General features: G+C 70.7%; 12 protein-coding genes. 4 read left to right on the top strand and 8 right to left on the bottom strand.

Annotated features, from left to right (window positions below; all coding sequences use genetic code 11):
• Nucleotides 1-13: 13 nt before the first annotated feature.
• From O6P37_RS11015 to O6P37_RS11025, 3 genes are all read right to left on the bottom strand, one after another.
• Nucleotides 14-1363, bottom strand: coding sequence for an MFS transporter (locus tag O6P37_RS11015; RefSeq protein WP_269894079.1), 1350 nt, complete (start codon nucleotides 1361-1363; stop codon nucleotides 14-16).
• A 31-nt stretch (nucleotides 1364-1394) separates the two neighbouring features.
• A complete protein-coding gene (locus O6P37_RS11020; RefSeq protein ID WP_269894080.1) occupies nucleotides 1395-2252 on the bottom strand; it encodes a shikimate dehydrogenase in 858 nt (285 codons plus the stop codon).
• 105 nt (nucleotides 2253-2357) lie between these two features.
• Nucleotides 2358-3002, bottom strand: coding sequence for a TetR/AcrR family transcriptional regulator (locus O6P37_RS11025; protein ID WP_269894081.1), 645 nt, complete (start codon nucleotides 3000-3002; stop codon nucleotides 2358-2360).
• An 89-nt stretch (nucleotides 3003-3091) separates the two neighbouring features.
• Between O6P37_RS11025 and O6P37_RS11030 the strand changes: the two genes are divergently transcribed.
• Together O6P37_RS11030 and O6P37_RS11035 are read left to right on the top strand one after the other, a co-directional pair.
• A complete protein-coding gene (locus tag O6P37_RS11030; RefSeq protein ID WP_269894082.1) occupies nucleotides 3092-4915 on the top strand; it encodes a bifunctional sugar phosphate isomerase/epimerase/4-hydroxyphenylpyruvate dioxygenase family protein in 1824 nt (607 codons plus the stop codon).
• Between the two features lie 64 nt (nucleotides 4916-4979).
• Entirely contained in the window at nucleotides 4980-5420 is a 441-nt protein-coding gene (locus tag O6P37_RS11035) for a hypothetical protein (protein WP_269894083.1), read from the top strand.
• Here O6P37_RS11035 and O6P37_RS11040 read toward each other — a convergent pair.
• The 3 genes from O6P37_RS11040 to O6P37_RS11050 are packed head-to-tail and all read right to left on the bottom strand — an operon-like array spanning nucleotide 5366 to nucleotide 7553.
• On the bottom strand, nucleotides 5366-5857 hold the full coding sequence (locus O6P37_RS11040; RefSeq protein ID WP_269894084.1) for a GNAT family N-acetyltransferase: 492 nt from the start codon (nucleotides 5855-5857) through the stop codon (nucleotides 5366-5368). The two genes, O6P37_RS11035 and O6P37_RS11040, sit on opposite strands and share 55 nt — an antisense overlap.
• Nucleotides 5854-6945 carry an isochorismate synthase gene (locus O6P37_RS11045; RefSeq protein WP_269894085.1) on the bottom strand — a complete coding sequence of 364 codons (1092 nt, stop codon included), beginning with the start codon at nucleotides 6943-6945 and terminating at the stop codon, nucleotides 5854-5856. Before O6P37_RS11045 ends, O6P37_RS11040 begins: the two co-directional genes overlap by 4 nt.
• Nucleotides 6942-7553 (bottom strand): acid phosphatase, encoded by a 612-nt coding sequence (locus O6P37_RS11050; protein ID WP_264010878.1) that lies wholly within the window; start codon nucleotides 7551-7553, stop codon nucleotides 6942-6944. Before O6P37_RS11050 ends, O6P37_RS11045 begins: the two co-directional genes overlap by 4 nt.
• Before the next feature lie 50 nt (nucleotides 7554-7603).
• Here O6P37_RS11050 and O6P37_RS11055 point away from each other — a divergent pair, with 50 nt between their 5' ends.
• Together O6P37_RS11055 and O6P37_RS11060 are read left to right on the top strand one after the other, a co-directional pair.
• On the top strand, nucleotides 7604-8446 hold the full coding sequence (locus tag O6P37_RS11055) for a ParA family protein (protein WP_269894086.1): 843 nt from the start codon (nucleotides 7604-7606) through the stop codon (nucleotides 8444-8446).
• 9 nt (nucleotides 8447-8455) lie between these two features.
• On the top strand, nucleotides 8456-9163 hold the full coding sequence (locus O6P37_RS11060) for a PP2C family protein-serine/threonine phosphatase (RefSeq protein WP_269894087.1): 708 nt from the start codon (nucleotides 8456-8458) through the stop codon (nucleotides 9161-9163).
• A 15-nt stretch (nucleotides 9164-9178) separates the two neighbouring features.
• On the opposite strand, the gene O6P37_RS11065 is transcribed toward O6P37_RS11060, so the two are convergent.
• Both O6P37_RS11065 and O6P37_RS11070 read right to left on the bottom strand, forming a co-directional pair.
• Complete coding sequence (locus O6P37_RS11065) at nucleotides 9179-10390, bottom strand: Rv3212 family protein (protein WP_269894088.1); 1212 nt, start codon at nucleotides 10388-10390, stop codon at nucleotides 9179-9181.
• 19 nt (nucleotides 10391-10409) lie between these two features.
• Entirely contained in the window at nucleotides 10410-11882 is a 1473-nt protein-coding gene (locus O6P37_RS11070) for a DEAD/DEAH box helicase (RefSeq protein WP_269894089.1), read from the bottom strand.
• Nucleotides 11883-12027 lie beyond the last annotated feature (145 nt).

Genomic DNA, 12027 nt, shown 5'->3' on the forward strand with positions numbered 1-12027 from the left:
TTCCTCCCGGTGCTCAGCCGTTGACCAGCGTCTTGGGCGAATCGGGCATCCCGAGCAGTTCGGTCGGGACGCTCTTCGTCTCTTTCGCGGTCATCGCCGACAGCGCGGCGATCAGGCAGACGATTGCCGTGAAGATGCTGATGACCACCCAGCCGCCTTCGCGGACACCACCGAGCGCGGTGACGATGGTCGGGGCGAATCCTGCCAGCAGGAAACCGATCTGGGTACCGATCGCCATGCCGGAGAAACGGACCTGGGTGCTGAACATCTCGCCGTAGAACGACGGCCACACCGCGTTGGCGGCGGCGTACCCGAACGAGAACGTGGCCACCGCGAGGGCGAAGGTCAGCAGCGTGTTGTCGTTGCTCATCGACAGCATGTAGAAGGGCATCAGGGCCGCCGACGACAGGGCGCCGTAGATGAAGACCGGCTTGCGTCCGATCCGGTCGGCGAGCATGCCGAACAGCGGTTGGGTGAACAGCGCGACGACGTTGGCGACGACGACCAGCCACAGCGTGATGCCCGCGTCGAGGCCCACCTTCTTGCCGTAGGCGATCGCCAGGGTCCCGAACACCGTCGACACGGCGGCGATGAACGCGCACAGCACCACGCGGATGACGTCTCTCCAGTGGTTCTGCAGCAACGGCTTCAGCGGCATCCTGGCGATGGCGCCGGTGGCCTTGGCTTCGTCGAACTCCGGAGTCTCGTGCAGGCGGCGGCGGATGAAGTAGGCCACCACGACGACGATCGCGCTCAGCCAGAACGGCACCCGCCAGCCCCAGGACATCTCGGCGTCGTCGGGCAGGGAGACGAAGGGCAGCATCACGAGCTGGGCGAGGATGAGGCCGCCCTGGGTTCCGGTCAGCGTCCAGGACGTGAAGAACGCGCGCCGGTTGTCGGGGGAGTGTTCCAGTGTCAGCGAGCTGGCGCCGGCCTGTTCGCCGGCCGCGGAGAAGCCCTGCAGCAACCGGCACAGCACGAGCAGTCCCGGTGCGAGCCAGCCGGCCGTGGCGAAGGTGGGCAGGCAGCCGATCGCGAAGGTGGACACCCCCATCAGCACCAGGGTGAACATCAGCACGTTGCGTCGGCCGAGGCGGTCGCCGAAGTGGCCGAGGACGAAGGCGCCGACCGGCCGTGCGACGTAGGCGACGCCGAAGGTCGCGAACGACAGCACCAGTGCGGCGTCGTCGCCGGAGGGGAAGAACACCTTCGGGAAGATCAGCGCGGCGGCGGTGCCGAAGACGAAGAAGTCGTAGTACTCGACGGCGCTGCCCATGAAGCTGGCGACGGCGGCGCGGCCGGGTGTTCGTCGCGGTGTATCGGCTCCGCCGCTGTCGGATTCGGTGATTGTCGTGCGGCTCATGACTTCTCCTGTTCGGTCGGGCGGTGGATGGTCAGCCGACGAGGCTGCGGAAGTGCCGGGACATGCGGTCGGCGTCAGGGGTGATGCCGGTGATCAGGGCGAAGGCCTCGGTGGCCTGGTGCACGGCCATGTGGCCGCCGTCGAGGGTGCGGCAGCCCGCCTGCCTTGCGGCGGTGAGCAGTTCGGTGTCCAGCGGCCGGTAGACGATGTCGGCAACCCAGAGCCGCGGGTGCAGCAGCTCGGCGGCCAACGGCAGGCCCGGGTGTTCGGCCATGCCGGTGGGCGTGCAGTGCACCAGGCCGTCGGCGGCGGGCAGCAGCACCGACAGCTTGTCGGGGGTGGAGGCGTCCACCCGGGCGTCGGTGTGGCGGATGCCGAGCTGGTGCGCGAGCGCGGTCGCCCGGTCGACGTCGGCGTCGACCACCGCGAGGTGCTCGGCGCCGAGTCGCAGCAGTGCGTCGCCGACGGCCGCGCCCGCTCCGCCGGCGCCGATCATCACCACCGACGCCCTCGGCGCCCCCGGCAGGCCCTCGTCGAATCCGATCGCGAAGCCGGTGGTGTCGGTGTTGTAGCCGACGTCGCCGTGCTCGGCGAAGACCACGGTGTTCACCGCGGCCACCGAGGCCGCGAGCTCGTCGATGTGGTCGAGGTGTTCCATCACCAGCCGCTTGCAGGGGTGGGTGATGTTGAGCGCGTCGTAGCCCATGGCGCGCGCCCATTCGAGGATCTCGCCGATCCGCTCGGCCGCGATGCCTGCGGTGTTCAGGTCGATGATGCGGTACAGGTAGTCGATGCCCTGTTCGTGGGCTTCGCGCATGTGCAGCTTCGGCGTCAGGGACGGTCCGACGCCGGTCCCGACCAGACCGACCAGGTAGGCGTCGTCGCTCATTCCGTCTCCTCAATGTACTAACTAGTACGTACGTCGAGGAGAACACAGTGACCGGGCTCACGTCAAGACTGTGCTGTGAAGCGGGTCTCGGGGCTACGGGGCCGATCAGGGTGCGGAGGTGAGCCAGCCGACGACCACGTCGCCGATCATCTTGCGCAGGTGGGCGCGCCGCGCGGGTTCGGTGAAGTCGATGCCGAACAGGTAGCCGAACGTGTACCGGTTGGCGACCTGGAACACGCAGAACGAGCTGATCACGATGTGAACGTCCAGTGCGTCGGCGTCCTGCCGGAAGACGCCCTGGCGCCTGCCGTTCTGCAGGATCTCGTCGAGCAACGTCGTGGCCGGCCGCGACAGCGTGCGCAGCGATTCCAGCCGGCCGATGAACTCGCCGCGGTGGATGTTCTCGATGGAGACCAGGCGGATGAACTCCTGGTGGGCGATGTGGTGGTCGAAGGTCAGTCCGGCCAATGCGCGCAGCGCGTCCACCGGGTCCACGTGGTCGACTTGAAGCCGCTGCTCGGCCTCGCGGATCCCGAGGTAGGCCTTCTCCAGCACGGCCATGTACAGCTGCTCTTTGCCGCCGAAGTAGTAGTAGATCATCCGCTTGGTGGTGCGGGTGCGCTCGGCGATCTCGTCGACCCGCGCGCCCGAATACCCGGATTCGGCGAACACCGCGGTCGCGACCTCGAGCAGTTCGGACCGCGTGCGTTCGGCGTCGCGCTGCAGTTCGGGCCGGGACTCGGTCGACACGTCGCCGAGCCTAGCCGCGTCGGTGGGAGCGCAGGCCCTTGTGGCTTAACTAACTATTTCGTACATTAGTGACGATTGGAGGACGGCCCATGAGGACTTCCATCGCCACCGTCTCGCTGAGTGGCTCGCTGACCGAGAAACTGCACGCCTGCGCCGCCGCCGGATTCGACGGCGTCGAGGTGTTCGAGCCAGATCTCATCGCCAACGACCGCAGCCCCGAGGAGATCCGCAGCCTCGCGCGGCGGCTCGGCCTGTCGCTCGACCTGTACCAGCCGCTGCGCGACATCGAGGGCGTCGACGAGGCGACGTTCGCCGAGAACCTGCGCCGCGCCGGCGCCACCTTCGCCACGGCCGCACGGCTCGGCATCGACACCATCCTGGTGTGCAGCAACGTCGCCACGGCCACCGTCGACTCCGACGAGGTCTCGGCCGGACAGCTGCGCCGCCTCGGCGACCTCGCCGCCGAATACGGCATCAGGGTCGCCTTCGAGGCACTGGCGTGGGGCCGCTTCATCGACGACTACCGCCGGGCCTGGCGTGTCGTCGAACTCGCCGACCACCCCGCCGTCGGTACCTGCCTGGACAGCTTCCACGTGCTCTCGCGCGGCCACGATCCGGCTGACATCGAGCGGATCCCGAGCGACAAGATCTTCTTCCTGCAGCTCGCCGACGCGCCCGCGCTGACCATGGACGTGCTGTCCTGGAGCCGTCACCACCGCCTCTTCCCCGGCGAGGGCGCGTTCGACCTGCCCGGGTTCCTGTCCCGCGTGCTGGCCACCGGCTACGACGGCCCGCTGTCACTCGAGGTCTTCAACGACACCTTCCGCCAGACCGACCCCGAGCGCACCGCGGTGCACGCGCTGCGGTCACTGCTCTGGCTGCAGGACAAGACCGCGCACCGCAAGCCGGAGGGGTGGCGCCGCGACGTGGTGGCGCTGACCCCCGCCAAGCCGCCCACCGCGTTCGACTTCGTCGAGATCAAGGCGGAGGAGACCACCCACGTCGAGGTGCTCCTCGAGCAGTTCGGCTTCACCTCGGCGGGGCGCCACCGCACCAAGCCGGTCTCGCTGTGGGTCGCGGGCGATGCCCGGGTGGTGCTCAACGAGCAGCAGGCACGCGATCAGGCGCCGCACGTCGCGGCCGTCGGCTTCCAGGTGCCCGACGGCGGCGAAACCACCCGGCGCGCAAGGGAACTGATGGCCCCCGTCGCCTACCGCCGGACCTACGCCGCGGAGCAGGCGCTCGGCTCGGCGGTCGCTCCGGACGGCACCGAGCTGTTCTGGGTCACCGAACCCGCCGCTGGGTCGGCGCCGGCCTGGGTGGACGAATTCGACAGCGGCCGACCGCCGACGCCGACGGCGGTCCGCGCGATCGACCACGTCAACCTCTCGCAACCGTGGCACACCGCAGAGGATGCGGTGCTGTTCCTCACCAGCGTCTTCGGCCTGTCGGCCGGCACGCCCGCCGAGGTGCCCGGGCCCACCGGTCTGGTGCGCAGCCAGGTGTTGCGGACCGTCGACGGCGCGGTGCGGATACCGCTGAACGTCGCACCGCAGGTGCTCGACGGCGTGAAGATGCCCCAGCACGTCGCCTTCGCGTGCGCGGACATCTTCGCCGTGGCCCGGGCGGCGCGCAGCCGCGGAGCCCGCTTCCTGCCGGTGCCCGACAACTACTACGACTACCTGGCGGGCCGGTTCGGCCTGGATGCCGCGGTGGTCGAGGAGCTCAACGAGCTCGACCTCCTCTACGACCGCGACCCCGACGGCGGCGAGTTCGTGCACTTCTACACCCGCACGGTCGGCACGGTGTTCTTCGAGTTCGTGCAGCGGCGCGGCCACTACGACGGCTACGGCGCCGACAACGCCCCGGTGCGACTGGCGGCACAGCGTGGTCCCCACGTCGCTACCGTGTGACGGTGACCGAAAGACGTTCGCAGCGCCACGGGCCGGACACCGACCTGACCGATCGGCGGGCCCGGTGACTGTGCCTGCGCCGTCGACCGTACGGATGGCGGCGGTGCTGGTGCTGCTGCAGGGGGCGGCCGGACTCGCGGCGGCGGTGTTCTACGTGGTGAGTGGGCTGTCCGGCGAGCAGGAGCCGGGCCTGAACTCCTACGGCACCGCGGCCTGGTTCGCGATCATCGGCGGCGCCGTCGCGGCCGCGGGCTGGGCGCTGTGGACCGGCCGCAGGTGGGGTCGCGGCGTGGCGGTGTTCGCCCAGCTGCTCCTGCTCGGGGTGTCCTGGTACGTCGGCGTGGGCTCACACCAGTGGGCCTACGGCATCCCGCTGGCGCTGACCGCCCTGGTGGTGCTGGTGCTGCTGTTCAGTCCGGCGACGCTGGAGTGGCTGGCCGCGCCGGGCGATCAGGGCGCCGGTGGGGCTGCCAGCGCCGACAATTCGGGGCCCGACACCCGGTAGGTGATCCAATCGGTCTGCGGCTTGCCGCCCAGCGCGTCGTAGGTGGCGATGGCGTCGGCGTTCCAGTCCAGCACCGCCCAGCTCAGCCGCGAGTAGCCGTTCTCGACACACTCGCGGGCCAGTGTCGAGAGCAGCGCGCGGGCCAGGCCGCGGCGGCGGAACTGCGGGCGGACGAACAGGTCCTCGAGGTAGATGCCGGCGACACCGTCCCAGGTCGAGAAGTTGTAGAACCACAGCGCCGCCGCGGCCGGCGTGCCGTCGACCTCCGCGATGTGACCGAACACCACCGGGCGATCACCGAAAAGTGCCGTGCCGAGCTGACTCTCGGTCACCGTGCACTCCGCGGCGGCGCGCTCGAACTCGGCGAGCTCGTGGATCATCGCGGCGAGCTCGGCCTCGTCGCCCCGCCGCACCCGCCGGATCGTCGTTCCGCTCATGTCTGCACCCCCAGGCCGGACAGGATCGTCCTGAACTTCGTCGTGGTCTCGTCGACTTCGTCGTCCGGATCGGATTCGGCGACGATGCCGCCGCCGGCCCTGGCGTCCGCGCTGCGCCGATCGGCGGACAGCTGCGCGCCGCGGATGGACACCACCCAACTTCCGTCGCCGCGGGCGTCACACCAGCCGACGGCGCCGGCATAGAAGCCGCGGTCACCCTCGAGTTCGGTGATCAGCGCGGCGGCCGTGCCGGCGGGGACGCCGCCGACCGCAGGCGTCGGGTGCAGCGCGACCGCCAGATCCAGTGCGGTGGTGGAAGTTTCGCGGAGGCGGGCGGTGATCGGCGTGTTCAGGTGCCACACCGCCGCGGTGCTGCTCAGCGCGGGCGTCGGCGCGATCTGCAGGTCGACGCACAGCGGGTCGAGTGCCTTGCGCATCGCGTCCACGACGAGCTGGTGTTCGTGGCGGTCCTTCGCGGAGTCGGCCAGCGCCGCCGCGTTCGCCCGGTCGGTGTCCGGGTCGGCCGAACGCGGGGCCGAGCCCGCGAACGGCCGGCAGGTCACCACGTCACCCCGGCGCGCCACCAGCAGTTCCGGCGTCGCCCCGACCAGCGCGGTGCCGGTGTGGTCACCACCGGCCGGGCTGAGGTCGACGAGATATCCGGTGGCGGAGGGATCGTCGGCCACCAGCCGGGTCAGCACGGTCCACGCGTCGACCGGCCCGTCGGCGATCAGGTGCAGCGACCGGGCGAGCACCACCTTGTGCAGCCCGGCGGCGGGGTCGTTGAGGCGACGCACGGCGGCCGCGACCCGCGCCCGGTGCTCGGCGGGCTCGGGCAGTGCCCGCGCCACGCGCACGGCCGGTAGCGGGAGCACGGGCCAGTCGGGCAGCGCGGCGGTGAAGCGCACCGCCTCGGGCGCCATCAGCGCGGTCGGCTGCGACACGTCGAAAGGCAGGGCGCCCACGATGATCGGCGCCTCACCGGCGTGGAGCGCCGCCTGCGCGTCGGCCAGTCGGGTGAATCCGGTGCGGGTGCCGGCGGCGACCACCACGCCGTCCGGGCCGGCGAGGACGAAGGGCGCGTTCACCGCGGCTTACACGGATCCGTGTGTCCCGTGAGCCCCTGCGCGATGATCTGGCGGACACCGTGCTCGAATCCGAGGACGGCGATCGAGGCCGGGGCCATCGCGAAGCGGATTCCCTTCGGCACGGGTAATTCAACCCACCGGGAGATCACCGAGCGGGAGAAGTGGGCGTGTCCGACGAAGACCACGTCGCGCGACTCCATGTACTGCAGCGCGAGGTCCACGGCGCCGTCGGCACGTTCGGTCACCGCGGCGACGCTCTCGCCGCCCGGGGCGCCATGCGTCCAGATCAGCCAGTCAGGCACCGACTCCCGAATCTGGGGTGTGGTCAGTCCTTCGTAGTCGCCGTAGTCCCATTCCTGCAGGAGTGGCGAGACTTCGTCGACCCTCAGACCGGCGAGTTCGGCGGTCCGTACGGCCCGCACCATGGGGCTGCTGATCACAAACGGGTCGTTCAGCTCCAAGTCGGCGATGGCCTCTGCGGCTTGTTCGGCACGTTCCCGGCCGAGATCGGTGAGGTCCAGGTCGGTGTGACTTGTGTGCCGTCCGGATCGAGACCATTCCGTCTCGCCGTGCCGGAGAAGAAGCAGCCGTTGCTGCAGAACACTCACCTCACCGATTCTGCCGCACGTCCAACGACCGGGTCGGTGCGCATGTGAGGATGAGCATCGTGACGGGGGTACTCGCGATAGCCAATCAAAAGGGTGGGGTCGCCAAGACGACGACGGTGGCATCGTTGGGCGCGGCGTTGACCGAGCAGGGCAGGCGGGTGCTGCTCGTCGACCTCGACCCGCAGGGGTCACTGACGTTCTCGCTTGGCCACGACCCGGACAAGCTCCCGGTGTCGGTGCACGAGGTGCTGCTCGGCGACGTCGAACCGGACGCGGCGCTGGTGGAGACGCCCGAGGGGATGACGCTGCTGCCGGCCAACATCGACCTGGCCGGCGCCGAGGCGATGCTGTTGATGCGCGCGGGCCGCGAATATGCGCTCAAGCGGGCACTGGCCAAGGTCACCGGACCGGAGGACGGCGCCGCCGCAGGCAAGAAGGCCAAGGACCGGTTCGACGTCGTGATCATCGATTGCCCGCCGTCGCTGGGCGTGCTCACCCTCAACGGCCTCACCGCCGCCGACGAGGCGATCGTGCCCCTGCAGTGCGAGACGCTGGCCCACCGGGGCGTCGGACAGTTCCTGCGCACCATCAACGACGTCCAGCAGATCACCAACCCGGGCCTGACGCTGCTCGGGGCGCTGCCCACGCTCTACGACTCGCGCACCACCCACAGCCGCGACGTGCTGCTCGACGTCGCCGACCGCTACGGCCTGCCCGTGCTGGCGCCGCCGATCCCGCGCACCGTGCGGTTCGCCGAAGCCAGCGCATCGGGGGCGTCGGTGCTGGCGGGCCGCAAGAACAAGGGCGCCCAGGCCTACCGGGAACTGGCGACGGCCCTGCTCAAGCACTGGAAGTCCGGCAAGGCGATGGCCACCTTCACCCCGGAGGTGTGAGCCGCCCCGATGGCCACCGTTTCGACCGCGGCGACTGCGACCGACAAGGGTCCGGTGCGGCCCACCAATCAGGACAGCGCGCTGGTCGAGGATCCGCTCTACGCGGTCGCCGACGGGTTCGGCACGTACGGCGACATCGCGAGCCGGCTCGCCGTTGAGGCGCTGAGCACGGTCTTCGCCGCCGCACCGGACCGGGCCGGGCTGTTCCGTGCGGTCGGTGACGCCAACACCCGCATCTGGGACCACGCCGCCACCCTGACCGGGAACGAGACCATGGGCACCACGCTCGTCGCACTGGCGGTGCTGTCCGACGCCGACGGCGGCCCGGTCGCGATGACCATCGGGGATTCGCGGCTGTACCGGATCCGCGACGGCGCGCTGGACCGGCTGACCGAGGACGACAGCGTCGTGGCCCATCTGGTGCGCGCCGGCGAGCTGACCGAGGACGAGGCCCGCTGGCACCCCAAGCGTCATCTGCTGACCCGGGCGCTCGGCATCTCACCGACGGTGGACCCGCGGGTGGTCGACGTGGACTGCCGCGCGGGGGACAGGCTGCTGATCAGCTCCGACGGGCTGTTCGGCCAGGTGCACGACGACGAGATCCTGACGGCCGCGGAGCCTGCGGACCCCGACGTGGCGGCGCGCGGACTCGTCGCGCTGGCCAACGGCGCGGGTGGCTCCGACAACGTCACCGTCGTGGTGATCGACCTGGCCTGACGGCCGCAGCCGCGGTCAGCCGAGCGCGACCAGTTGTTCGCCGCGCTGCTCGAGCAGCATCGAACCCGCCACCGCGGGGATGACGGGTGCGCTCGACGGGGGCCGCACCAGCGGGATGTGCCGTTGCCCGGCGCCGGTCGCGGCGTCGAACACGTCATAGCCGGAGGTGACCGGCACCAGTAGCCGTCCCGCGAGCGCGGTGGCCGGGCCGACCGCGGCGGCGCCGCCCGACGGGCTGACCGTGTACTTGTAGCGCAGTTCGTCGGTGTCGAAGACCATCACCGCATCGCCCGTCCACCAGGTGATCAGGTCACCCGCGCGCGACATGGCGGCCTGTGGCGACACCGGTCCGGGCAGCGGCGTGGTGGCGACCGTGGCGCCGGTCTCGTCGACGATGTTCACCACGGGCTTCGGGGTCGGCACGTACACCGCGGTCGAGACGTCGGACACCGCGATCACCCGGGCGCCGGAGTCGTCGGACACGCCGGGCTGGGGCACGAACTGGCTTTCCGGGGTGTCCTCCTCGTCGGACGGCCGCAGCAGCGTCAGCCGCAGGTTGTCCTCGCGGGGACAGGCCTCCAGCACCGACACCGCCGTCGAACTGGCCGCGGCCGACACCAGCCGGCACAGCGGCGACGGCGGGATGCCGGGCTTGATGCGGGCGTCCAGGTAGCCGTAGCTGAGCATCCGCACCATGTCCGAGCGCCACAGCTCGAGCCTGCTGTCGCCGGCCGACAGCACCGTGGTGCCGTCCGAGGACAGCGTCACCTCGGGGTCGGCGTAGGCGGTGCGCGCCGGCCCGCGGCGGCCGGTCTTGCCGTCGATGGTGCTCACCTGGCCGCAGCCGCGGGCGTCGGGGTACACCGCCACCGCGTCGTAGTAGACGTAGCTGACGCCGCACAGCTCGACGTCGCGTGCGTAGCTCCACAGCGTGGCCCCGGTCGCCGGATCGCGGCCCTCGACGTCGCGGCCGTTGCCGGTCACCACGGCGCCGGCCACCACCAGCGGAGTCGTCGTCTTGGGGCTGGGCACCGTCCAGCGCTGCTGCAGCGACGCCGGGACCTCGCGCGGTGTCTCCACGCTGGGCACCGGGGTGGCGGCGGGGCGGCTGATCGTGGCCCGCGCGTCACTGGTCCACCAGACCAGTCCCGCCGTCACCACGACCACTGCGGCGATGACGAGTGCCGCCACGATGTCGCCGCGGGTGCGGCGCTCGGGTGTGACCATCTGCCGGTCGCGTGGACCGCTAGCTGGCGCCGGCGGCCGCGGTCTTGCGGGGCCTGCGGCGACGGCGCCGCTTGGCCGGCGAACCGTCCGACGAGGAGTCGCCGTCGGCGCCCTGCTCGGGTGCGTCCGTTTCGGTCGCGGCGGCGTGCCCGTCGGTGCTGGCCTCGCCTGCGCGGGTCCGCCTGCGGTTGCGCGTCCGGGCCGGCTTGGCGTCGCGGTCACGCGGTTCGCGCTTCGGCCTGTCCGAGGTGCGGGTGGCTCTGCCGATGGAACCGCCGGCCTCGGCCGGGATGCCGAGCTCCTCGTAGAGGTGCGGCGAGCTCGAGTACGTCTCGGCGGGATCGGGGGTGTTCAGGCCGAGCGCCTTGTCGATCATCGTCCATCGGGGCAGCTCGTCCCAGTCCACCAGCGTGACGGCGATGCCGGTCTTGCCGGCCCGGCCGGTGCGGCCGATGCGGTGTACGTAGGCCTGCTCGTCCTCGGGGATCTGGAAGTTGATGACGTGGGTGATGTCGTCGATGTCGATGCCGCGGGCCGCCACGTCGGTGGCCACCAGCACGTCGACCTCGCCGGTGCGGAAGGACTTCAGGGCCTTCTCGCGCGCGCTCTGGCCCAGGTCACCGTGCACGGCGCCGACCTTGAACCCGCGCTCGGCCAGCTCGTCGGCGACCTTCTGGGCGGTGCGCTTGGTGCGGGTGAAGACCATCGTCGCGCCACGGCCCTCGGCCTGCAGGATGCGGGCGACCATCTCGACCTTGTCCAGCGCGTGCGCGCGGTAGGCGTACTGCACGGTGGTGTCGTGGGTCTGCGACGACTGCGGAGCCTCGGCCCGGATGTGGGTGGGCTGGTTCATGAAGGTGCGGGCCAGCGTGATGATCGGATCCGGCATGGTCGCCGAGAACAGCATCGCCTGGCGGGTGTCCGGCGTCAGCCGCAGGATGCGCTCGATGTCGGGCAGGAAGCCCAAATCGAGCATCTCGTCGGCTTCGTCGAGCACCAGCACCGAAAGGCCGCCCAGCTGCAGGTGGCCCTGCTGGGCGAGGTCGAGCAGCCGGCCCGGGGTGCCGACGACGACGTCGGCGCCGCTGCGCAGCGACTCGATCTGCGGCTCGTAGGGCCGTCCGCCGTAGATGGACACCACGGAGAACTTGCGGTCACCGGCCCGCAGGTGCTTCGAGGCCAGCGCGAGGTCGTTGTAGACCTGCAGGCACAGCTCACGGGTGGGGACCACGATCAGGGCGCGGGGGATACCCGACAGCTCCTTCTCGGTGTCGGTGGTGATGCGCTGCAGCAGCGGAACGCCGAACGCGTAGGTCTTGCCCATGCCGGTGCGGGCCTGACCGATGAGGTCGTCGCCGGCCAGCGCCATCGGAAGCGTCAGCTCCTGGATGGCGAACGGGTGCTCGATGCCCTCCTCGGCGAGGGCGCGGACGATCTCGTCGCGCACACCGAGTTCGGCGAAGGATTTGGTGAGAGGTGGCAGTGGAGTCATACGGAGTGGACAGAGCCTTTCGTGGTCATTCCTCGTTTGCGTCACGCGCGCACGAGTGGAACGAAAGACGCGGTCTCATCGCCCCGGAGGCGGGGCGTTGGCGATCCGCTGGGCACAGCGAGGTATCGGGCCCATGGCGTGCACG

The organism is Mycobacterium hippophais, assembly GCF_027529605.1.
GTDB lineage: Bacteria > Actinomycetota > Actinomycetes > Mycobacteriales > Mycobacteriaceae > Mycobacterium > Mycobacterium arseniciresistens.

What these genes read in the sequence shown, in the direction of transcription:
- O6P37_RS11015 (WP_269894079.1), bottom strand. Translation starts at nt 1,363, where the DNA reads ATGAGCCGCACGACAATCACCGAATCCGACAGCGGCGGAGCCGATACA.
- O6P37_RS11020 (WP_269894080.1), bottom strand. Translation starts at nt 2,252, where the DNA reads ATGAGCGACGACGCCTACCTGGTCGGTCTGGTCGGGACCGGCGTCGGA.
- O6P37_RS11030 (WP_269894082.1), top strand. Translation starts at nt 3,092, where the DNA reads ATGAGGACTTCCATCGCCACCGTCTCGCTGAGTGGCTCGCTGACCGAG.
- O6P37_RS11040 (WP_269894084.1), bottom strand. Translation starts at nt 5,857, where the DNA reads ATGAGCGGAACGACGATCCGGCGGGTGCGGCGGGGCGACGAGGCCGAG.
- O6P37_RS11055 (WP_269894086.1), top strand. Translation starts at nt 7,604, where the DNA reads ATGAGCATCGTGACGGGGGTACTCGCGATAGCCAATCAAAAGGGTGGG.
- O6P37_RS11060 (WP_269894087.1), top strand. Translation starts at nt 8,456, where the DNA reads ATGGCCACCGTTTCGACCGCGGCGACTGCGACCGACAAGGGTCCGGTG.
- O6P37_RS11065 (WP_269894088.1), bottom strand. Translation starts at nt 10,390, where the DNA reads ATGGTCACACCCGAGCGCCGCACCCGCGGCGACATCGTGGCGGCACTC.
- O6P37_RS11070 (WP_269894089.1), bottom strand. Translation starts at nt 11,882, where the DNA reads ATGACTCCACTGCCACCTCTCACCAAATCCTTCGCCGAACTCGGTGTG.